The sequence below is a fragment of the Pseudomonas sp. 05L36 genome (assembly GCF_056398125.1).
In genome coordinates, this window is sequence record NZ_JBFTOU010000002.1 from 119,068 (window position 1) to 140,648 (window position 21,581).

18 protein-coding genes and 1 pseudogene are annotated in these 21,581 nt (G+C 58.3%); 5 read left to right on the top strand and 14 right to left on the bottom strand.

The window, feature by feature from the left end; genetic code table 11:
- Positions 1 to 136: 136 nt before the first annotated feature.
- Complete coding sequence (locus AC1DKH_RS02350) at positions 137 to 625, top strand: hypothetical protein (protein ID WP_477797312.1); 489 nt, start codon at positions 137 to 139, stop codon at positions 623 to 625.
- A 40-nt stretch (positions 626 to 665) separates the two neighbouring features.
- Here AC1DKH_RS02350 and AC1DKH_RS02355 read toward each other — a convergent pair.
- A pseudogene (locus AC1DKH_RS02355) lies at positions 666 to 779 on the bottom strand (transposase); the annotation flags it as partial.
- Positions 780 to 912: 133 nt separating this feature from the next.
- On the opposite strand from AC1DKH_RS02355, the gene AC1DKH_RS02360 reads away from it, so the two are divergent.
- Positions 913 to 1,995, top strand: coding sequence for an RHS repeat-associated core domain-containing protein (locus AC1DKH_RS02360; protein ID WP_477797313.1), 1,083 nt, complete (start codon positions 913 to 915; stop codon positions 1,993 to 1,995).
- Positions 1,996 to 2,054: 59 nt separating this feature from the next.
- Here AC1DKH_RS02360 and fdhA read toward each other — a convergent pair whose 3' ends face one another.
- The 8 genes from fdhA to AC1DKH_RS02400 all read right to left on the bottom strand — a co-directional run bounded on the left by fdhA (position 2,055) and on the right by AC1DKH_RS02400 (position 12,141).
- Positions 2,055 to 3,254 (bottom strand): formaldehyde dehydrogenase, glutathione-independent, encoded by a 1,200-nt coding sequence (fdhA, locus tag AC1DKH_RS02365; protein WP_108216956.1) that lies wholly within the window; start codon positions 3,252 to 3,254, stop codon positions 2,055 to 2,057.
- Between the two features lie 163 nt (positions 3,255 to 3,417).
- The gene (gene purU, locus AC1DKH_RS02370; RefSeq protein ID WP_477753324.1) at positions 3,418 to 4,275 is read right to left on the bottom strand and encodes a formyltetrahydrofolate deformylase; all 858 of its coding nucleotides are present in this window, start codon (positions 4,273 to 4,275) and stop codon (positions 3,418 to 3,420) included.
- 146 nt (positions 4,276 to 4,421) lie between these two features.
- On the bottom strand, positions 4,422 to 5,054 hold the full coding sequence (locus AC1DKH_RS02375) for a sarcosine oxidase subunit gamma (RefSeq protein ID WP_150725144.1): 633 nt from the start codon (positions 5,052 to 5,054) through the stop codon (positions 4,422 to 4,424).
- A 182-nt stretch (positions 5,055 to 5,236) separates the two neighbouring features.
- The gene (locus AC1DKH_RS02380) at positions 5,237 to 8,254 is read right to left on the bottom strand and encodes a sarcosine oxidase subunit alpha (protein ID WP_477797314.1); all 3,018 of its coding nucleotides are present in this window, start codon (positions 8,252 to 8,254) and stop codon (positions 5,237 to 5,239) included.
- Positions 8,251 to 8,580, bottom strand: a complete 330-nt coding sequence (locus tag AC1DKH_RS02385) for a sarcosine oxidase subunit delta (RefSeq protein ID WP_223456827.1) — start codon at positions 8,578 to 8,580, stop codon at positions 8,251 to 8,253. The genes AC1DKH_RS02380 and AC1DKH_RS02385 overlap by 4 nt, the downstream gene beginning before the upstream one ends.
- Before the next feature lie 14 nt (positions 8,581 to 8,594).
- Complete coding sequence (locus tag AC1DKH_RS02390) at positions 8,595 to 9,845, bottom strand: sarcosine oxidase subunit beta (protein ID WP_038981138.1); 1,251 nt, start codon at positions 9,843 to 9,845, stop codon at positions 8,595 to 8,597.
- 23 nt (positions 9,846 to 9,868) lie between these two features.
- A complete protein-coding gene (glyA, locus tag AC1DKH_RS02395; RefSeq protein ID WP_477797315.1) occupies positions 9,869 to 11,122 on the bottom strand; it encodes a serine hydroxymethyltransferase in 1,254 nt (417 codons plus the stop codon).
- Positions 11,123 to 11,388: 266 nt separating this feature from the next.
- The gene (locus AC1DKH_RS02400) at positions 11,389 to 12,141 is read right to left on the bottom strand and encodes a TraX family protein (protein WP_477797316.1); all 753 of its coding nucleotides are present in this window, start codon (positions 12,139 to 12,141) and stop codon (positions 11,389 to 11,391) included.
- A gap of 132 nt (positions 12,142 to 12,273) precedes the next feature.
- Between AC1DKH_RS02400 and AC1DKH_RS02405 the strand changes: the two genes are divergently transcribed.
- Positions 12,274 to 13,314, top strand: a complete 1,041-nt coding sequence (locus AC1DKH_RS02405; protein ID WP_477797317.1) for a threonine aldolase family protein — start codon at positions 12,274 to 12,276, stop codon at positions 13,312 to 13,314.
- A 138-nt stretch (positions 13,315 to 13,452) separates the two neighbouring features.
- Positions 13,453 to 14,277, top strand: coding sequence for an SDR family oxidoreductase (locus tag AC1DKH_RS02410; RefSeq protein WP_477797318.1), 825 nt, complete (start codon positions 13,453 to 13,455; stop codon positions 14,275 to 14,277).
- A gap of 133 nt (positions 14,278 to 14,410) precedes the next feature.
- Here AC1DKH_RS02410 and gbcB read toward each other — a convergent pair whose 3' ends face one another.
- On the bottom strand, positions 14,411 to 15,511 hold the full coding sequence (gene gbcB / locus AC1DKH_RS02415) for a glycine-betaine demethylase subunit GbcB (protein WP_477753319.1): 1,101 nt from the start codon (positions 15,509 to 15,511) through the stop codon (positions 14,411 to 14,413).
- Between the two features lie 281 nt (positions 15,512 to 15,792).
- On the opposite strand from gbcB, the gene gbcA reads away from it, so the two are divergent.
- Complete coding sequence (gene gbcA / locus AC1DKH_RS02420; RefSeq protein WP_477797319.1) at positions 15,793 to 17,088, top strand: glycine-betaine demethylase subunit GbcA; 1,296 nt, start codon at positions 15,793 to 15,795, stop codon at positions 17,086 to 17,088.
- A 70-nt stretch (positions 17,089 to 17,158) separates the two neighbouring features.
- Here the strand turns inward: gbcA and AC1DKH_RS02425 are convergent, their stop codons facing one another.
- The 4 genes from AC1DKH_RS02425 to AC1DKH_RS02440 all read right to left on the bottom strand — a co-directional run bounded on the left by AC1DKH_RS02425 (position 17,159) and on the right by AC1DKH_RS02440 (position 21,457).
- On the bottom strand, positions 17,159 to 17,437 hold the full coding sequence (locus AC1DKH_RS02425) for a hypothetical protein (protein WP_477797320.1): 279 nt from the start codon (positions 17,435 to 17,437) through the stop codon (positions 17,159 to 17,161).
- Positions 17,438 to 17,465: 28 nt separating this feature from the next.
- The gene (locus AC1DKH_RS02430) at positions 17,466 to 18,092 is read right to left on the bottom strand and encodes a hypothetical protein (RefSeq protein WP_477797321.1); all 627 of its coding nucleotides are present in this window, start codon (positions 18,090 to 18,092) and stop codon (positions 17,466 to 17,468) included.
- Between the two features lie 1,139 nt (positions 18,093 to 19,231).
- Positions 19,232 to 20,422, bottom strand: coding sequence for a retropepsin-like aspartic protease (locus AC1DKH_RS02435; RefSeq protein WP_477797322.1), 1,191 nt, complete (start codon positions 20,420 to 20,422; stop codon positions 19,232 to 19,234).
- Between the two features lie 150 nt (positions 20,423 to 20,572).
- A complete protein-coding gene (locus AC1DKH_RS02440; RefSeq protein ID WP_477797323.1) occupies positions 20,573 to 21,457 on the bottom strand; it encodes an RHS repeat-associated core domain-containing protein in 885 nt (294 codons plus the stop codon).
- Between the last annotated feature and the right edge of the window lie 124 nt (positions 21,458 to 21,581).

Genomic DNA, 21,581 nt, shown 5'->3' on the forward strand with positions numbered 1-21,581 from the left:
GTCACGTATAAGAAACGTGAATCCCTGGATGTCGCGCGATGAATAAGGCGTCAACGCAACCTATCAATACTGATAGTACCTGCCGCAGTCCAGCTCCCCCAACATGACGGCTCAAACCCGTGTAAAGGAGTACATCATGATACGTAAAACACTCGCGGCAAGTGCCGTACTACTGTCAGTATTCACAGCCAACGCTTTGGCGGCAACCACTATGTGTCCGTCAGCTGCAAGCATCAAACAAAAACAGGAGGAACAAGGCTACAGCTATACCGCCCCCGGTCCGAACGGACGCGTCTGGGTAGGCGAAAACCCCTATGCCAGCGAGGGAGATCTTAAAACCTTCGTATTCACCGGAGCGCTCTACCGGACCGTCAGTTCCGAAGGTAATACGGATGTAGTTTCGTGTGATTACGAGGGTGACGACTGGTTCGCGTTTGCCAGGATGACGTTGTACTCCTTCAGGGAGTGGACCCCCGTCAAGGGCACAAAATGGGAGGCGCAACCCATTAAAGAAAAGGCCGGTGCTTCCAACAAAGCCAAGTCCGCTGAACACTGCGATTCACGGGTCGAAAAGGAATGTGAGTTCAACTACAGAGTCCTGACCATGCCACCAACAGGCCATTGAACACAAAAAAGGGCGACCTCGGTCGCCTTTTTTAGGTTCTTCACGGATTACCGGGAAAGACACTCTTTATCTTCATGAAAAAGAATTCGCTGTCCCGGTAACCGTACGCCATCCGCTTGATGACCTTGATTCGATTGTTGATGCCTTCCAACTGGCCCTTATGCATTGTCCAGCTCTGCAACTTTGCCGCTGGAGCCTGCGGCACTATCAGATCTGCTAGTAGGCGGCGCTGTTCGAATGCGCCACAGTAAAACCCTGGATCGACAAACTCATTCAGGAACCCGGCCATGCTCCCCAATCGAGAAACGCTGCTCTGCCGCTACCGTTACGACTCGCTGGATCGTCTGGTTGATTGCACTCCCTCTGCGCAGGCCCCCACCCGACGCTTTTACCTGAAAGATCGCCTGGCCACCGAGATTCACGACGCGGTGCAGTATTCGATCATGCAGCACGACGATCAACTGCTGGCTCAGCAGCAGCGTCAGAGTGGGGTCGTGGAAGCGCACTTGCTTGCCACTGATCAACAGCGTTCGGTATTGAATGTACTTGATGTCGCTCGGCCACATCCCATTGCCTACTCACCCTATGGTCATCGCCCTGCGGAAAGCGGCTTACTCAGCCTGCTCGGCTTCAACGGCGAACGGCCGGATCCGGTGACGGGGGGTTATTTGTTGGGTAATGGCTATCGAGCGTTTAACCCTGGGTTGATGCGGTTTAATAGCCCGGATAGTTGGAGCCCGTTTGGGGAGGGTGGGTTGAATGCGTATGCGTATTGTGTCGGGGATCCGGTAAACCGGGTGGAGCTGGATGGACATTGGTCGATGATGGGCGCTTTCAAGTCCATTTTCAGAAACATTGGGTTCAGAACGTCGAATCGTGCAACGAAACCAGTCATTCAAAATGGAACTATGGAAAACGTTCGTGCTTTGTTCGATGACGTAATGCGCTTCGATACCGTTTACGAAGGTAGAAAACAACTGAATATAGAAGCCCACGGCAGCAAATCATCAATACTTAATAAATCAAGCATCTCAAGCAACAAAACACAACTAAGTCCCAAACAAATTTCAGAACAACTCAAACAATCAAAAGTAAACCTTCTAGAATATGAAAACATCCACCTCATTGTATGTTATACCGGGGACAATGGTGGAAGTTCATTTGCAGCACGTCTAGCAAGAGTCACTGGAAAACCAGTAGACGCTTATCTTGGGGAGGCCCACATTTCTAGAGCTCGAAGTCCATTACATGAATATGAGTCTCGTAAGCGCACTAACGAAGTGGCAGATTCATTGGATACGGTATTCAAGGGTAAAAATTTTGCTAGAAATCTTTCGGATTTGGGAACTGCCATTCGATACAACCCATAGACCAATCAAAACTGAATGTAATAGGGCGACTCAACGCCGCCCTATTATTTTCAATGTGATTACGCCGCACTAAACATCTTATGCGGATCAATCACAAACTTCTTCGGCACGCCCGCATCGAACTCGCCATAACCCTGCGGAGCCTGATCCAGGCTGATCACCTGAACGCCCACCACTTCGGCGATGTTGATACGGTCCCACATGATCGCCTGCATCAGTTGGCGGTTGTACTTCATTACCGGGGTCTGGCCGGTGTGGAAGCTGTGGGATTTGGCCCAGCCCAGACCGAAGCGGATGCTCAGGCTACCCATTTTCGCGGCAGCGTCGACAGCACCCGGGTCTTCGGTCACGTAGAGGCCGGGGATGCCGATCTTGCCTGCCACACGCACCACGCCCATCAGCGAGTTGAGCACAGTGGCCGGGGCTTCGTGTTTCACGCCGGCATGGCCGTGGCCGCGGGCTTCGAAACCTACGGCGTCGACGGCGCAATCCACTTCTGGTTCACCGAGCAGTGCGGCGATCTGTTCGTGCAGCGGCGTTTCCAGGGACAGGTCGGCGATTTCGAAGCCCTGGGCCTTGGCATGAGCCAGGCGAACGGTGTTGACGTCGCCGACAATCACCACCGCCGCACCCAACAGACGGGCCGAAGCGGCTGCAGCCAGGCCAACCGGACCGGCACCAGCGATGTACACGGTGCTGCCCGGGCCAACGCCAGCGGTCACGGCACCGTGATAGCCGGTTGGCAGAATGTCGGAGAGGCAGGTCAGGTCGCGGATTTTTTCCATGGCCCGGTCGCGATCCGGCAGTTTCAGCAGATTGAAATCGGCGTACGGCACCATGGCGTATTCGGCCTGGCCACCGGTCCAGTCGCCCATGTCGACATAACCATAAGCGCCACCGGGACGCGCCGGGTTGACGCTCAGGCACACGCCGGTGTGCATTTCTTTGCAGGAGCGGCAGCGCCCGCAAGCCACGTTGAACGGTACGGACACCAAGTCGCCGATATTCAGGTTCTCGACGTCGCTGCCCTTCTCGATCACTTCACCGGTGATCTCATGGCCCAGCACCAGGCCGGTTTGCGCCGTGGTACGCCCGCGCACCATGTGCTGGTCGGAACCACAGATGTTAGTGGACACCACACGCAGGATGACAGCGTGTTCAATCTTCCTGCCGCGCGGGTCCTGCATTTTCGGATAGTCAATACTCTGCACTTCGACCTTGCCAGCGCCGAGATACACCACACCACGATTACCAGACATGCTTTCACCTCGCTGTTGTTTTTATGGAACCGCGTTGCCCAGGCAGGCAGCGCGTTAAGTGCTCGGGAATTCAAAAGATCGCAGCCTTCGGCAGCTCCTACATTGATTGCATACCCCTGTAGGAGCTGCCGAAGGCTGCGATCTTTTCAGGCAGTAAAAAACGCTAGAGAACAACCGTTCTGTTCGCGTTCAAAAACACTCTTCTCTCGATGTGATACCCAACGGCCCTGGCCAGCGTCAGCCCTTCGATATCCCGCCCCTTGGCGATCAGGTCTTCCGGGTAATGGCTGTGGTCCACTGCCTCGACGCCCTGGGCAATGATCGGGCCTTCATCGAGGTCGTTGTTGATGTAATGCGCCGTGGCGCCCACCAGTTTCACGCCCTTGTTGTAGGCCTGGTGATAAGGCTTGGCGCCCTTGAACCCGGGCAGCAGGGAGTGGTGGATATTGATCGCCTTGCCATCGAGCTTGCGGCACAGCTCCGGCGACAGTACTTGCATGTAGCGCGCAAGGATCACCAGCTCCGCACCGGACTCTTCGATGACCTGCCACACCTGACGCTCTTGGGACGGCTTGTCGTTCGGATCCAGCGGGAAGTGGTAGTACGGAATCTGGTGCCAGTCGGCCAGCGGCTTGAGGTCCGGGTGGTTGGAGACCACGGCAGCGACGTCCATCGACAACTGGCCGATGCGTTGGCGATAGAGCAAGTCGTTGAGGCAGTGATCGGCCTTGGAAACCATGATCACCACTTTCGGTCGGTAGTTCGGCGCGACCAGTTCGAAGATCATGCCGAAGGCTTCACCACGCTCGGCCAGGCCCGCGCGGAACGACTGCTCGTCGAAGCCATCGGGTTGGCGAAATTCCACACGAATGAAGAAACGGCCCGAGAGCCGGTCATCGAAGGAGTGGTGCTCGGTGACGTAGCAGCCCTGCTCGAACAGAAAGCGGGTCACCGCGTCCACGGTGCCGAGCACGCTGGGGCAGTCGGCGGTCAGAATCCATGTGTCTGGGGCGCGGCTCATAGCAGTGACTCCCTTGAAAACGGTAGATGCCTCCTGTAGGAGCGAGCTTGCTCGCGAAGGACTTCAGGACGACGCGTTAAATCAGGAAGCACGCGTTATCGTTGACGTTTTTCGCGAGCAAGCTCGCTCCTACAGTTGATCGCTGATCAAGCCTGAACGCTCAGCCCGTACTCGGCAGAAGCATCCTGCAACCACAGCCACCAGTAATCCGAGAAGCTGCGACGAATCAACAGTTCCCAAGTGTCCTCAGCGGTGTGACGGATCATCAGTTGCGACTTGGCGAACACCGTGCCGACAGCTTTGCCTACCGGGAAGTTGTTCGGGTGCACGTCGTAGCTGGTGGACTTCATCAGCACCTGGCGCACGTTCGGGCCGCTCAGTTCGAGGACTTGCTGGCCACCGCTGACGTTGACGATTGCAATGTGCAGATCGCCAAGCGCTTTGCGGAGCTTTTGCTCGGCGGCCAATTCTTCGCCGGTCGGCACGATCAGCAGCCACTCATCCGGCCCCATCCATTGCAGGCTGGTTTCGCCTTTGACGATGACGCTCAGCGCGCCCGGCAACTCGATGCCAAGGGCCTTGTGCACGCCCGCGGCAAACGCGGCATCGTGGCCATCGCCACGAATGGTCAAGTGGCCGAGGAGTTTTTTCTCACGCACGGTCACGCCGGCGTTCTTGCGACCCTTGCCCACCAGGCTGGCGAGGTCGGCGTGATGCAGCGACGACTCGGCCTTGGCCCCGGAGGTTGGGCGTTGTTGGTAAACATTGGCTGCGGTCATAAAGCACCTGTGTTGAATTTTGTTGGTTCCGGCCCTTGTGGTGGCGCTTCTGCCGCCATCGCGAGCAAGCTCGCTCCCACAGTGGACTGATGCCTGACACAAATTTTTCTGGCGACTTCAATCCTGTGGGAGCGAGCTTGCTCGCGATGGCGGCAGCTCACACTCCACAGGACCCGAAGCCTTTACACGTTCTGGCGTTCGCCCTTCGGATCGAAGAACACCGAAGAAACGATTTCCGCCTCGATCACGCTGCCATCCGCCAGCGGTGCGAACACGCGCTCGCCCATGCGGTTCAGGCCGCCCTTGACCACGCCCATGGCGAACGAATAGCCCAGGGAGTTGTGCAGGTAACTGGAGGTCACGTGACCAACCATGGTCATCGGGATCGCCTGCTTGGTGTTGAACACCAGCTGCGCGCCTTCCGGCAGCCATTTGTTCGGATCGATCGGCTTGAGGCCAACCAGTTGCTTGCGCTGATCACGCACGCAATCTTCACGGTTCATGCCGCGCCAGCCGATCCACGAGAACGGTTTGGTGCGACCGACACACCAGCCCATGTTCAGGTCGTCCGGGGTCATCGAGCTGTCAGTGTCCTGGCCGACGATGATGAAGCCCTTCTCGGCCCGCAGCACGTGCATGGTTTCGGTGCCATATGGCGTCAGGTTGTACTTCTTGCCGGCATCGACGATTTTTTCCAGCACACCCATGGCGTAGTCGGCTTGCACGTTGACTTCGTACGACAGTTCACCGGTAAACGAAATCCGGAACACCCGCGCCGGCACACCACCGACCAGACCTTCTTTCCAGGTCATGAACGGGAAGGCTTCGTTGCTCAGGTCGATGTCGGTGACTTCAGCGAGCAGCTTGCGGCTGTTCGGCCCGGACAGGGTCATGGTTGCCCAATGGTCGGTGACGGAGGTGAAGTACACCTTCATGTCCGGCCATTCAGTCTGGTGGTACAGCTCCAGCCACTGAAGTACGCGAGCCGCGCCGCCGGTGGTGGTGGTCATGACGAAATGGTTATCGGCCAGGCAAGCGGTCACGCCGTCGTCGAACACCATGCCGTCTTCTTTGCACATCAGGCCATAACGCGCCTTGCCCACGTCGAGCTTGGTCCAGGCGTTGGTGTAGACGCGGTTGAGGAACTCGCGCGTATCCGGGCCCTGGATATCGATCTTGCCCAGGGTCGAAGCGTCGAGCAGGCCGACGCTGTCGCGCACGGCTTTGCACTCACGCTTCACTGCAGCGTGCAGGTCTTCACCGGATTTCGGGAAGTACCACGGACGTTTCCACTGGCCGACGTCTTCGAACTCGGCGCCGTTCTTCAGGTGCCACTGATGCAGAGCGGTGTAGCGTACCGGCTCGAAGATGTGCCCACAGTGACGACCGGCCACGGCGCCAAAGGTCACCGGCGTGTAGTTCGGACGGAACATGGTGGTGCCCATCTGCGGGATGGTCACGTTCAGCGAGCGGGCAGCGATGGCCAGGCCGTTGACGTTGCCGAGCTTGCCCTGATCGGTGCCGAAGCCCAGCGCGGTGTAGCGCTTGACGTGCTCGACCGACTCGAAGCCTTCACGGGTCGCCAGTTCGATGGCGGCGGCTGTGACGTCGTTTTGCAGGTCGACGAATTGCTTCGGCGCCCGTGCGGTGTTCTTTTCATGGGGCACCTGGAACAGCGCCAGGGTCGGCTCTTCGAGACGGCTCAGGGCTTTCGGCAGTACGCCTTCGACGGTCTGGAACCCGGCTTCAGCGGCGGCGCGGGCGCCTCCTTCAAAACCGTCGGCCAGAGAATCGCCAAGGCCGTAGACGCCGTTGATGCCACCGACACACACGCGTTTCTGCGGCGCTTCACCCGGTACGAAACCGAGGATGTCTTCGCGCCAGATCGGCTTGCCACCCAGGTGCGAAGCCAGGTGAACCACCGGGCTGTAGCCACCGGAACTGGCCACCACGTCGCATTCAAGCCATTCGCCAGGGCTGGTCACGGTGTGGGCTTTGACATCGATGGCGGCCACACGGGCAGCGGTCACGCGCTTGCTGCCACGGGCCTCGATCACGGCGCTGCCGGTGAGAATGCGGATACCTTTGGCACGTGCTTCTTCCACCAGCGCGCCACGCGGGTTGCTGCGGGCATCGGCGATGGCCACCACTTGCAGGCTGGCATCGAGCCAATCCAGGGCAACGCGGTAGGCGTGGTCGTTGTTGGTCGACAGCACCAGCTTCTTGCCCGGTGCCACGCCGTAACGGCGCACGTAGGTCGAGATGGCGCCGGCGAGCATGTTGCCCGGCACGTCATTGTTGCCGTAGACCAGTGGACGCTCGTGAGCACCGGTCGCCAGCACCACGCGAGTGGCGCGGACCCGGTGGATGCGCTGACGCACCTGGCCAATCGGTGCGCGGTCGCCGAGGTGATCGGTCAGGCGCTCGTGAATGGTCAGGAAGTTGTGGTCGTGGTAGCCGTTGACGGTGGCGCGCGGCAACAGCAGCACGTCCGGGGTGTTCTTCAGCTCGTCGATGACGCTGGCGACCCACTCGGTCGCAGGCTTGCCGTCGAGGCTTTCGCGGGAATCGAGCAGGCTGCCGCCGAACTCTTCCTGCTCATCGGCGAGGATCACACGGGCACCGCTGCGCGCAGCCGCCAGTGCTGCCGCCAGGCCAGCAGGGCCAGCGCCAACGATCAGCACGTCGCAGTGCTGGTTCATGTAGTCGTAGGTGTCCGGATCGTTCTCGGTCGGCGAGCGGCCAAGGCCGGCGGCTTTGCGGATGTACTTCTCGTAAGTCATCCAGAACGATTGCGGGTACATGAAGGTTTTGTAGTAGAAGCCCGGTGGCATCAGCTTGCCGCCGACCTTGCCGAGAATCCCCATCATGTCGTTGTTCACGCTCGGCCAGCCGTTGGTGCTGGTGGCGACCAGGCCTTGATACAGCGCCTGTTGTGTGGCGCGCACGTTCGGGATCTGCGTGGCTTCGGTGGCGCCGATCTGCAGCACCGCGTTCGGCTCTTCAGCACCGGCGGCGAAGATGCCGCGCGGACGGGAATACTTGAAGCTGCGACCGATGATGTCGACGCCGTTGGCCAGCAGTGCAGCGGCCAGGGAATCGCCTTCGAAGCCTTTGTAGTTCTGGCCGTTGAAGGTGAAGCTCAAGACTTTGTTGCGGTCGATCCGTCCGCCGTTGGACAGGCGATTGATCTGGCTCATACCTTCTCTCCCAGAGCCGTGCTGGCCGCTTTCGGGCTATCGGTCTTGTCGGTGAATTGTGGCTTGGTGCCGATCTTGTAGGTTTCGAGAATCTCGTAGGTCACGGTGTCGCGGGTGGCGTTGAAGTACTGACGGCAACCGGCGACGTGATCCCACAGCTCGTGGTGCAGACCGCGCGGGTTATCGCGGAAGAACATGTAGTCGCCCCACTCCTCGTCGGTGCAGGTGTTCGGATCCAGTGGACGCGGGATGTGCGCCTGGCCGGATGCATGGAATTCCTCTTCGGAGCGCAGTTCGCCGCAGTGAGGACAGAAGATATGCAACATGGGGATTTCTCCTGTTAGTGGGCAACCGCAGCAGCGCCGTGTTCATCGATCAACGCACCGTTGTGGAAACGGTCGATGGAGAAAGGTGCGGCCAATGGGTGCATTTCACCCTTGGCCAGGCTCGCGGCAAACACGTTGCCCGAGCCAGGTGTGGCCTTGAAGCCGCCGGTGCCCCAACCGCAGTTGAAGAACATGTTCGGTACCGGGGTTTTCGAAATGATCGGGCAGGCATCCGGCGTGGTGTCGACGATGCCGCCCCACTGACGGTTCATGCGTACACGCGACAGCACCGGGAACATCTCGACGATGGCCTGGACGGTGTGTTCGATCACAGGGTAAGAACCGCGCTGGCCGTAGCCGTTGTAACCGTCGATACCGGCGCCGATCACCAGGTCGCCCTTGTCGGACTGGCTGATGTAACCATGTACGGCGTTGGACATGATCACGCTGTCGATAATCGGCTTGATCGGCTCGGACACCAGCGCTTGCAGCGGGTGCGATTCGATCGGCAGACGGAAACCGGCGAGTTTGGCCATGTGCCCGGAGTTACCGGCGGTGACCACACCGACGCGCTTGGCGCCGATGAAGCCCTTGTTGGTTTCAACACCGATGCACACGCCGTTTTCCTTGCGGAAACCGATCACTTCGGTCTGCTGGATCAGGTCCACGCCGAGGGCGTCGGCGGCACGGGCAAAGCCCCAGGCCACGGCATCGTGACGGGCCACGCCGCCGCGACGCTGGACAGTGGCGCCCATCACCGGGTAGCGAGTGTTCTTGGAGCAGTCGAGGTACGGAATCTCGTCGGCGACCTGTTTGGCATCGAGCAGTTCACCGTCCACGCCGTTGAGGCGGTTGGCGCTGACCCGACGCTCGGAATCACGGATGTCCTGCAGGGTGTGGCACAGGTTGTAGACGCCGCGCTGGGAGAACATCACGTTGTAGTTCAGGTCCTGGGACAGGCCTTCCCACAGTTTCATCGCGTGTTCGTACAGGTGCGCCGACTCGTCCCACAGGTAGTTGGAGCGAACGATGGTGGTGTTGCGCGCGGTGTTACCGCCGCCCAGCCAGCCTTTCTCGACCACGGCCACGTTGGTGATGCCGTGTTCCTTGGCCAGGTAGTAGGCCGTTGCGAGACCATGCCCGCCACCACCGACGATGACCACGTCGTAGACCTTTTTAGGGGTCGGCGTGCGCCACATTTTCTGCCAGTTTTCATGATGGCTGAGAGAGTGTTTGAAGAGGCCGAAGCCCGAGTAGCGTTGCATAGTCATTTACTCCAATACCGCACTCAGCGATAAACCGGGAAGTCCGCGCACAGGGCTGCCACTTGCTCGGCGACATTGGCCTCGACATCGGCGTCGCCGAGGTTGTCGAGGATGTCGCAGATCCAGCCGGCCAGCGTGACGCACTGGGTCACCTTGAAGCCGCGAGTGGTGACCGCCGGGGTGCCGATGCGCAGGCCGGAGGTCACGAACGGCGACTGTGGATCGTTCGGGACAGCGTTCTTGTTCACAGTGATGTGGGCGCGACCGAGTGCTGCATCCGCCTCTTTGCCGGTCAGGCCCTGACGGATCAGGCTGACCAGGAACAGATGGTTGTCGGTACCGCCGGACACTACATCGTAGCCGCGTTTGATAAACACGCCGGCCATGGCCTGGGCGTTGTCGATCACTTGTTGCTGGTAAACCTTGAAGCCAGGCTCCAGCGCTTCCTTGAAGCACACTGCCTTACCGGCGATCACGTGCATCAGCGGGCCGCCCTGGGCACCCGGGAAAACCGCCGCGTTGAGCTTCTTCTCGATTTCTTCGTTGGACTTGGCCAGGATCAGGCCGCCACGCGGACCGCGCAGGGTCTTGTGGGTAGTGGTGGTGACCACATCGGCGTAAGGCAGTGGGTTCGGGTACAGGCCGGCAGCGACCAGACCGGCAACGTGGGCCATGTCGACGAACAGCAGTGCACCAACCTTGTCGGCGATCTGACGGAAGCGCGGGAAGTCGAGGGTCTTGGAGTAGGCCGAGAAGCCGGCAACGATCATCTTCGGCTTGCACTCGACGGCCAGGCGCTCGACTTCGTCGTAATCGATCAGACCGGTTTTGGTGTCGATGCCGTACTGCACGGCGTTGTACAGCTTGCCCGAGGACGACACCTTGGCGCCGTGGGTCAGGTGACCGCCGTGGGCCAGGCTCATGCCGAGGATGGTGTCACCGGCTTGCAGCAGGGCCAGGTACACGGCGCTGTTGGCCGAGGAACCGGAGTGTGGCTGGACGTTGGCATAATCGGCGCCGAACAGTTGCTTGGCGCGCTCGATGGCCAGGGCTTCAACCTTGTCGACGTGTTCGCAACCACCGTAGTAGCGCTTGCCCGGATAGCCTTCGGCGTATTTGTTGGTCAGGCCGCTGCCTTGCGCTTGCATCACGCGCTTGCTGGTGTAGTTCTCCGACGCGATCAGCTCGATGTGATCTTCCTGACGTTGCTCCTCGGCATTCATCGCCGCCAGCAGTGCATCGTCGTAACCCTGGATCTGGTCTTGCTTGCTGAACATCGCGTCTCTCCCAGCGGCGGCGGTGCGCCATTCGTCTCGGTGAGGCACTGGTTTTTCGGCAGTGCCCTTTGATAGCGATGGTATGACTGGCTTGGAGTCGTCAAATGCCTACGGGCGCCACGCAAAGGTGCGTTTACGACATGGACTGCCATACGGAGTTACGCATGCCTCTGTAGGAGCTGCCGCAGGCTGCGATCTTTTGGCGTCAGCGCCGGCGCCAGAAGGTCAAGATCAAAAGATCGCAGCCTGCGGCAGCTCCTACAGGGTCAGGTGATAGCCTGTCGCACAGCGAGCAACAGCAGGAAATGCACGGGATACAGCGCATACGCCCAACGTCGAATGGGCGGTGGTTTTACGTCATGGGCATGTCGCAACAAGAACACTCCGAGCCATGGCGCAATCAGACAAGTGGCGACTGCCGCCATCGCCACGTGATTGCCCAATCGAACAGAGTAATACAGCACCTGCCACTGATTGCCCGCCAGGCACACCAACCCCGCCAACAGCGCGAAGTACCAGGGCCGTTGCAGTACCAGCAGCATCGCCAGCGGCAACAGCACGCCAAAGAACCCGAACATCAATCGCTGGGAGAAAAACCCTGCCAGCAGTACCGCGCCGACGGCCAGCAGTCGCGATGCAAGCACCGGCTGCTGCCAGCCACGAACCACTAGCAAGCCCAGGGCAAGGGTGGGCAGCACATTCAAGGTGTCGGGATCGGGAATGAACATTCGGTAAGGAATTTCACTCACCGCGCTAAACAGCAGCAACCACCCCAGATAGCGCCACTGGCCACCGGTCGTCGCAGTCCGCACGCGCGCCAGATTGGCCGCCATCGCCAGGCAGAACCACGGAAACGCCAGGCGTCCCGGCACATACAGCAAATCGGCGGAATAACCGACATATCGCAGGTGATCGAGCACCATGCTCAAAAACGCCAGCCACTTGAGCAGATCCAGTGCCCCGTCCCGCTGCTTTAAGCGCATGGCCTTGTGCATGATCTTGTGCGTTGTCACGTGCATAATTGCCCTTCGACCGTGTATTTTCCCGACAGCGACATCCTGTGCGCTCCACCTGACGATCTTGGGTACAGTGCGCACCCTCATTGACCACGGGACGCTTCACCATAGGCATCTCGACCACGGAAGCAGGCCATGACCGACAAGAGCCAACAATTCGCCAGCGACAACTATTCCGGCATCTGCCCTGAAGCCTGGGCTGCCATGGAACAGGCCAACCACGGCCACCAGCGCGCATACGGCGACGACGAGTGGACCGCCCGGGCCTCCGACGGTTTCCGCAAACTGTTCGAAACCGACTGCGAAGTGTTTTTTGCCTTCAACGGCACCGCCGCCAACTCGCTGGCGCTGTCGTCGCTGTGCCAGAGTTACCACAGCGTGATCTGCTCGGAAACTGCCCACGTCGAAACCGACGAATGCGGCGCCCCGGAATTCTTCTCCAATGGCTCCAAACTGCTGATCGCCCGCACTGAAAACGGCAAACTGACCCCGGAATCGATCCGCGAGGTCGCGCTCAAGCGCCAGGACATCCACTACCCGAAACCCCGCGTCGTGACCCTGACCCAGGCCACCGAAGTCGGCAGCGTCTACACCCCGGACGAAATCCGCGCCATCAGCGCCACCTGCAAAGAGCTTGGCTTGAACCTGCACATGGACGGCGCACGGTTCTCCAACGCCTGCGCATTCCTCGGCTGCACCCCGGCCGACCTGACCTGGAAGGCCGGGGTCGACGTGCTGTGCTTTGGCGGCACGAAAAACGGCATGGCGGTGGGCGAGGCGATTCTGTTCTTCAACCACAAACTGGCCGAAGACTTCGATTACCGCTGCAAGCAGGCCGGGCAGTTGGCGTCGAAAATGCGCTTCCTGTCGGCGCCGTGGGTCGGGATCCTGGAAAACGACGCCTGGCTCAAATACGCCAACCACGCCAACCACTGCGCGCAATTGCTGGCCGAACTGGTCAGCGACATCCCCGGCGTGGAGCTGATGTTCCCGGTACAGGCCAATGGCGTGTTCCTGCAGCTGTCGGAGCCGGCCATCGCTGCGCTGACCGCCAAGGGCTGGCGCTTCTACACCTTCATCGGCAACGGCGGCGCACGCTTCATGTGCTCGTGGGACACCGAGCAAGAGCGCGTGCGTGAATTGGCGAAGGACATCCGTGAAGTGATGGCGATGTAAGGCCCCCTTGTAGGAGCCGGCTTGCCGGCGAATGCCACAACGCGGTCCACCTGACGCACCGCTTTCGCTGGCAAGCCAGCTCCTACCGACTACATTGACTGGCGATCCGTTCAGATAAAAACAATCAGGAGCGTCAGCATGTCATTGCAAGGCAAAACCCTGTTCATCACCGGCGCCAGCCGCGGCATCGGTCGCGAGATTGCGCTGCGGGCCGCACGCGATGGGGCCAACATTGTGATCGCCGCCAAAAGTGCCGAACCCCACCCCAAGCTGCCGGGCACGATTTTCAGTGTGGCCCGGGAAGTGGAAGCCGCTGGCGGGAAAGCCTTGGCTCTGCAGGTGGATGTGCGTGAGGAAGACGCCGTACGCGAAGCACTGGCCCAGGCCAACGAACATTTCGGCAGCATCGATGCGCTGATCAATAACGCCGGGGCGATCAAATTGACCGGGGTCCAGCACCTCGAACTCAAGCGCTTTGACCTGATGCACCAGATCAACACCCGTGCCGTATTGCTGTGTAGCCAGGCTGCGTTGCCGTACTTGAAGAAGTCCAGCGGCCACATCCTCAACCTGTCCCCGCCGCTGAACCTGGCCACCAAGTGGTTTGCCCAGTACAGCCCGTACACCGTGACCAAATACGGCATGAGCATGCTGACCTTGGGCATGAGTGAGGAATTCAGGAATTACGGCATCAGCGTCAACTCGCTGTGGCCACAGACCATGATCGCCACCGCTGCCATCGAGTTTCAGCTGGGGTCAAGGGAATCGTTCAAGCATGCACGCCTGCCTGCGATCATGGCGGATGCGGCGCATGTGATTCTGAGCAGCGCAAACCGCAGCCTGACAGGGCGCTTGCTGATCGATGAGGAAATACTGCGGGAAAACGGTGTGACGGAGTTCGAGCACTATCGGTTCGCGCCGGACAGCGACGACAAGCTGATGACGGATCTGTTCGTCGACTGATTGGATCGAACCCACCTCTGTAGGAGCGAGCTTGCTCGCGATGGACGCTAACGATAACGCGTGCTTTCTGAATAAACGCAGCGCTTTCAAGCCCATCGCGAGCAAGCTCGCTCCTACAGGGGGGCGACGTTAGTTAGAACTCGATCCGCACGTCACCCTTCGGCACACTGCAGCACGACAGAATATACCCTTCGGCTTCGTCTTCTTCAGTGATCCCGCCGTTGTGTTCCATCTCGACTTCACCACCCAGCTTCAACACCTTGCAGGTGCCGCAGATGCCCATGCCGCACGCTTTCGGGATCATCAGGCCGACCTTGGCCGCCGCCGCATGCACGGTCTCGCCCGGGGCCACGCGGATGCTCTTGCCGGATGCGGTGAATTCCACCTGATGCAGATCCGCCGCGTCGATTTCCGGGGCATCGGCCGCTTGTTCAGCGTGTTCCACGGCGTCGGCGCGGGCTTCTGGCGGAGTCGCGCCGAAGGACTCTTCGTGGTAGCGCGACATGTCGAAGCCAGCGCCTTCCAGCAAGCGCTTGACCGCGCTCATATACGGTGTCGGGCCGCAGCAGAACACTTCGCGCTCAAGGAAATCCGGCGCCATCAATTCAAGCATTCTGTGGTTCAGGTAACCGCGATAACCGGCCCAGGGCTCACCCATGCCATGTTTCTCGCAAATCAGGTGCAGGCTGAAGTTCTCGATCCGCGACGCCATGTGTTCCAGCTCGCGGTGATAAATGATGTCTTTGGGCGAGCGGGCGCTGTGGATAAACGTCATGTCGACGTTGCCGTTGGTGTCGTAGAACCAGCGCGCCATGGACATGCACGGCGTGATGCCGACGCCGCCGCTGAGGTAGAGTATTTTCGGCGCAGGGAAGTCCATGGCATTGAACAGTCCGACCGGCCCGTGCACCGCCAGCTCCTGGCCTTCATGTAGAGTGTCGTGCAGCCAGTTGGACACCTTGCCCCCCGGCACGCGCTTGATGGTCACCGAAAAGCTGTACGGCACCGACGGCGAACTGGAAATGGTGTAGGAGCGCATGATCGGCACGCCGTCGATTTCCAGCTCCAGGGTGACGAATTGCCCGGGCTTGAAAAAGAACAGAATCGGCTGGTCGGCCATGAAACAGAAGGTGCGCACATCCCAGGTTTCCTGGATGACTTTGACGCAACGGACAATGTGTCGACCATTGGCCCAGGTCTGGGTGGTTACCGGGTTCAGGAAGCTGTTGGACATGCTGATCTCCACGGCCGACTGTCGGCCTTCATGTTGGCGATTCTGCGTATAGCGCGAACCACCCATTTACCTATCTGCGACATTCACATACTTATCGCGACCAGCCCCCAATTACCGGGGGTTGCGCGTCGGGAACAGATTGGGCCATGTCGCCCATGGATAAGGTTCCGGGCAGCGCCGGCCCCACACTCGCCTCAACAGATAACTGCTGTTTTTGTCTTGCGTCGCACAACCGTAGCCACTATTCGCCGGCCACACAGAATGGCCTTGAGGATTAAATGATGGACGTCACTACTACCCTGAGCCTGGGCGATCCGCTGGAACCCGCACGCAAGGCCACCGCACAGATGCTGCAAGAGCGCGAGCGCACCTTCTCACTGCCGCAGCCGTTTTACTCCGACGAGCGCCTGTTTGATATCGACATGCAGGAAATCTTTCAGAAAGAGTGGTTGATCGCCGGCATGACCTGCGAAATCCCGACCAAGGGCAACTACCTGACCCTGCAGATCGGCAAGAACCCGATCATCGTGATTCGTGGCGCCGATGGCGTGGTGCATGCGTTCCACAACGTCTGCCGTCACCGTGGTTCGCGGCTGTGCACCAGTGAAAAAGGCAAAGTCGCCAAACTGGTCTGCCACTACCACCAATGGACGTATGAGCTGGACGGTCGCCTGCTGTTCGCCGGCACCGAAATGGGCGCCGACTTCGACATGAAGCAGTACGGCCTCAAGCCTGTGAACGTGAAAACCGCTGGCGGTTACATCTTCATCAGCCTGTCGGAAAACCCGCCGGCCATTGATGACTTCCTGTCGACGCTGAACCATTACATGGAACCGTACGACATGGAGAACACCAAGGTGGCGATTCAGACCACCTTGTTCGAAAAAGCCAACTGGAAACTGGTGCTGGAAAACAACCGCGAGTGCTACCACTGCAACGCGTCGCACCCGGAACTGTTGAAAACCCTGCTGGAATGGGACGACGTCACCGACCCGCGTGCCGACCAGGCCTTCAAGGATCACGTAGCCGCTTCGGCCGCTGCCTGGGAAGCCGAGAAGATCCCTTACGCTCACGCCAGCTTCGGCCTGCGTAACCGCATCGTGCGCATGCCGCTGCTCAAGGGCACCGTATCGATGACGATCGACGGCAAGCAGGGCTGCAAAAAACTCATGGGCCGGATCCAGAACCCGGACCTGGGCTCGATGCGCATCCTGCACCTGCCGCACTCCTGGAACCACTGCATGGGCGACCACATCATCGTGTTCACCGTGTGGCCGATCAGCGCCCAGGAAACCATGGTCACCACCAAGTGGATCGTGCACAAGGACGCGGTCGAAGGCGTGGACTACGACGTGGAGCGCATGCGCCAGGTCTGGGATGCGACCAACGACCAGGACCGTCGCCTGGCCGAAGAGAACCAGCGCGGGATCAACTCCACCGCGTACCAGCCTGGCCCGTACTCCAAGACCTATGAGTTCGGCGTGGTGAACTTCGTGGACTGGTACAGCGAACGTCTGCTGAGCAATCTTGGGGCCGAGCCTGCGCCGTACCTCAAAGGGGTTCCGGTAAAAGGCTGAGTATCGTCACCTCGGCCCTGAACAAAAAACCGCGAGCATGCTCGCGGTTTTTTATGCCGTTACGGAACATCTACCAGTTCCAGGATTTGATAATGCTCTGCGCCACCGAAAAAATATTGCCTATGTCGGAGGCACTGGGCGGTCTTTTATAGTCGGGATTGATTTTTCGCTGGAGTTCGTCATATAAGCCATCTATTTTTGCTTCAGTCCTCTTTTTATCGCGTTGACGAAGAATTTCAAGCCTGGCCTTATTATCCTCAAGCGCTTTGTTTTCTTCGAGATTAAACGCAAAACACCACTCACGCTCAAGTGGATCGATAAAAGGCGGAGGCCCAATTGGCTTAATCATTCACCACCTCACCATTCGGTTGATACGTTCAGGAAAACCAACCTGTGATCCAACTAACAACCGAATTGAACGTGYTGGTAATTTTCTCCCAGACATTCTTCAGCCAATTCAGAATATTTTTACCAACCTCAACGAAGAAGTTGGCTATTTTATCTAGCACTGCATTGAACAGACCACCAAAGGTATCCATAAAGCCGACAACGGCATCGCCACTTTGCGGAAATTTCTCAACTTGAGCAATGGCTTCGTCATACATCTTGTCGATGCGTTTATCCGCAGCCGCCTTGTCTCGGTTGCGCAGCTCATCGAGTTTATTCTTATAAGGCGTGGTATCAGTCGAACCGGAATTCTGGAACGCTTCCGTTGCCTTGGTCAACTCTGATTCAGACTGGTCAGACTGCCCCTCACCCGCCTCCCGGGCCTTGGGTTCAAGGTACCTCACCGCCGGATCATTGGAGCTGCTACTGACATAGAGGCTGCGCAGATGAATCTGCTGCAGGTGCGGCGAGGCCATCAGAACGCCCCTGGCACTGCCCTCCGAACGCTTCTTATCGTGAACTCGCATTTCGTTCAGAAGTTCGACATACGCCTCTTTGGATGGCGCAACAGCGGCGGCGGCGACCGACTTGACTTTTGATTTGGCTGCTTCTGACATTTTATAACTCCTTGTAAGTTGGTGTTAAACGCACGGTAGTGCCCATGTAGACAAGCGCCGATATAAGCAACCGGCATCGCTCATCATTATTCTACAATTCGCTCACTAAACTACCTGCCCTACCAGGCTTGCTAAAACATCTGGCACTAATAGTGCCCACGCATGCATTGTTTAGTACTGACGAATACGTCGCGCAGCGCTATTAGACTAGTCGCTAAGGAGAAGAGAGATTTTTATGGGAAATATCATCAATTCTTGAGCGCAAAAACAATCCATTGCACCACTCCTGCGGAGAGACCCGGAGAGATTTTTTTTGAACAACCCTGTCCATTTCATCGCATGAGGAGGATTAAAGTCCGGGAGATAAATCCTGTCAAACAGTCTGATATACCTTTAGGAATCTTAACTTATTTAGATTGGATATATATCGGGACGATCAACCGGTCATATCGCTAACGAGCAGAATCGCTGCTTTCACGCCAGCCGATCGAGCCCGCGACCTGTACAAAAGACAACCACTCCTCTGTAGCCCAAGTCGATCATGGCTTGCAGCATTCCGCGAACAAGTTATCCACACCTCGACTCACAGCAAATGTGGGTAACTGTGAGCACTCAGGTATTTTTTCCACACAAGGCCAATAAAATCCGTGACTTATTCAATTAATGGTTTTTCAGGTTCCACTGGATATTTTTTAATCAGAAGCCTGCAAGGCACGTTCTGTATGCCTTGTAGAAGATCGCGAACACCTTATCCACAGAAGCGCCAACAGACTTTGGGGTTAACTTCGTAGGCTCTGTGGAAAACCGCTAAAACCCACAAAAAACCGGCGTTTGAGTGGTAGCTGACGGCGCAAAACCGTCTTTTGATCATTTTATGATCAAAATCCTGCACGCCGCTGTCTATAAGGCTTCCAGCCGATAGCAAACATCTTATCCACAGAAGCGCCAACAGACATTGGGGGCAAGTCTGGATGACTGGCAGCACTTATCCCCTTGAAAAAGCTTGGAAAAACCATCGACCCGGTTGGTCGTTTTTCGATCAGAGCCTTGCAGGGCCTGATTTGTATGGGGTGTAGCGAGGGGCGAACATGTTATCCACAGAAGCACCAACAGGGATTGTGGGTAAACACCAGAGTTGTTCAGACTTTATTGAGGCATGAGCGACCTGACTCCAGGTCCAGGTTCAATTCAAAGTCTTTGAAGGCGCGCCATCCGAGCAATATCGACGGGACGTATTGCCCGCCCATCAGCGACGGCGGGATGGTGAAGCCCGGGTAGTATTTGTAGGTGACCGCCATGGTATTGCCTTGCAGGGCCAATATGCCGTCGAAGCGTTGGAAACGCTTGCTGTCGTTGGTGGAAACGGAGCTTCCCGGTATCAGCGCCTGCACAACGCTGAGCTGTCTGCCGGGCGACGAGGCCGTCAGGTAGTCGACATTTCCGGTATCAATGATGGCCTGCGTTGCCCGGCGATCCAGCTGTGCGGCCACCACCAGCCGTTGATTGAGATCCTGGCGGATAACGACAATCAACGCATCACAGCGCGTGGCAGGCGGCGGATTCAGCTCCAGTGTTCTGCTGGTGATCTTCAAGCGCCCCAGCTTACTGATCAGGTCCAGCCCCAACAGGTTATCCCGGTCGCTGATAAAGACCAGGACGTTCCTGAATTCGCGGTTGCCGACTTTCAGCGACCCGAGAATGCCCAGCCTCGCGGCCAGGCCCTTCTCGCCATAAAAGGTGCTGTAGCGATAAAAAGCATCGGGCAACAACCTGACGCCCATCTGTTTCGCAGTGTCGATATTGACCCGGGTTTGCGGCGCCCCCGTGTCCAGTACAAAACGCGCCGAAGCACCATTGGCCGCGCTGACCTCGATGAACGGCAGCACCTCGTCAGCAACGAACGCGTCACTGGCATACGGATGGATTGGCAACACTTCGCGGCGTTTGGTTCTTGTCACCGAGAAGTCGTCGGTCGCCCTGAGGGTCGATTGTGAGTCGTTGCCGAACATTGAAAACAGGCGTTTCAGTTCTGGATCGGCGCCTATGGCCCGGGCGTGTTTGCGCTTGATCGCCAGAAAGTAATCAGGCAATTGGTTGGCGGCTTTGGCTTCGAACATTCGGGCGATGACAGAGACCGAACAATTCAGGTTCTTTGCGGCGTCCAGCACTTGGTCGCATCGTTGCCGCATTTGTTCAAGGGTCGCTTTTTGACCTTGCTCAGACGCTATCCACTGATAGAAATCGATCTCGGGCGTGTTGGCTTGGGTAGCCGCCATCAAATCCGCGAACAATAGTGTGAGGAGCGTCAGGGTCCGACCGAAAGCCTTCATGTTCAACCCGTTCATAAAAACCGTGTTTTATGATTAAGCGCTGAATCTCCATAGCTCCCGGATCCACCAGCCTTTGAACAGCGCACAAAAAACTATAGTTCACGGGGGTCGCAGATTTTGGACGACTACTCGTGGAAGGGCTTAAGTAAATCAGGTTGGTCTTCTGATCTCCTGCTGAACTTCGGTTACCGATCCTAAGTCTGAAAGATGCGTTTCGGGGGCTCTGCCCGAAACCCCGCCCGGTGGCTGCCCGCGGAGCAGGTTCCATCCACTGGCTTCCTTGGTCGCCTCCCATAACACGCGCCACCTTGACTGCCCATTGCTGGTTGCCGTCGTCATCCATGTCCGGGCGATGACGTAATTCTGGTTGACTGCGCCTGCCCCTGTCAGCACCTGACTGCCAATGACACCCAGACTCGAACCCAACGACAAACTGGTGTCAGGCATTCGCGCAGCCATGGCGGCGGGTAATCCCGCCGCACGCGACGGGACACCTGAAGCGCCACCCCAAAAACTCAGGGTGTTGCCAATGCGCGTGATCATGCTCTGAGGTCTGCCTGCCACGATTGCCGCCGCAGCCCGGTTGATTGCCGCTCCGGCAAAAATGGTGTTCAACAAAGAACCCACAGCGTTTCCAACGAGTGACAGCCAGGACTTTCCGCTTGGATCGACGCGATTAACGGGGGAGCCAGAGCAATACGCGTACGCATTCAATCCCCCTTTCCCGAACGGACTCAACCGATCCGGACTGTGAAACCGCATCAACACCGGGTTATAGACCCGATGGCCATTACCCAAGTGATACCAACCCGTGACCCCTTCCTTGAACTGACCATTGAAGCCCAGATGCGTCCCCGCCCGTCTCGAGGCGCTTTGCAAGCCATAGGGGGAATAGGCGAAGGGGTTCGGCCCGCTGCGGTCCAGTTCGGCCAATACGCTTTGTTGCAGGTCACTGGCGAGCAGCAGGGTTCGGGGGGACCGCATATGCGCTGCGGGCAAGGGTTTTACAGGTTGGGGCTTGCGGGCGATAGGCATCAGTAGCGTCCTTGATGAGACCTGATAACCCGCGATGTGATACCTGACACAGACAGGCCCGGTTCGAAAAGGCGGGTACCAACTGATCAGTACCCTAACAAACCGCCCGCCCGGCCAACACTAT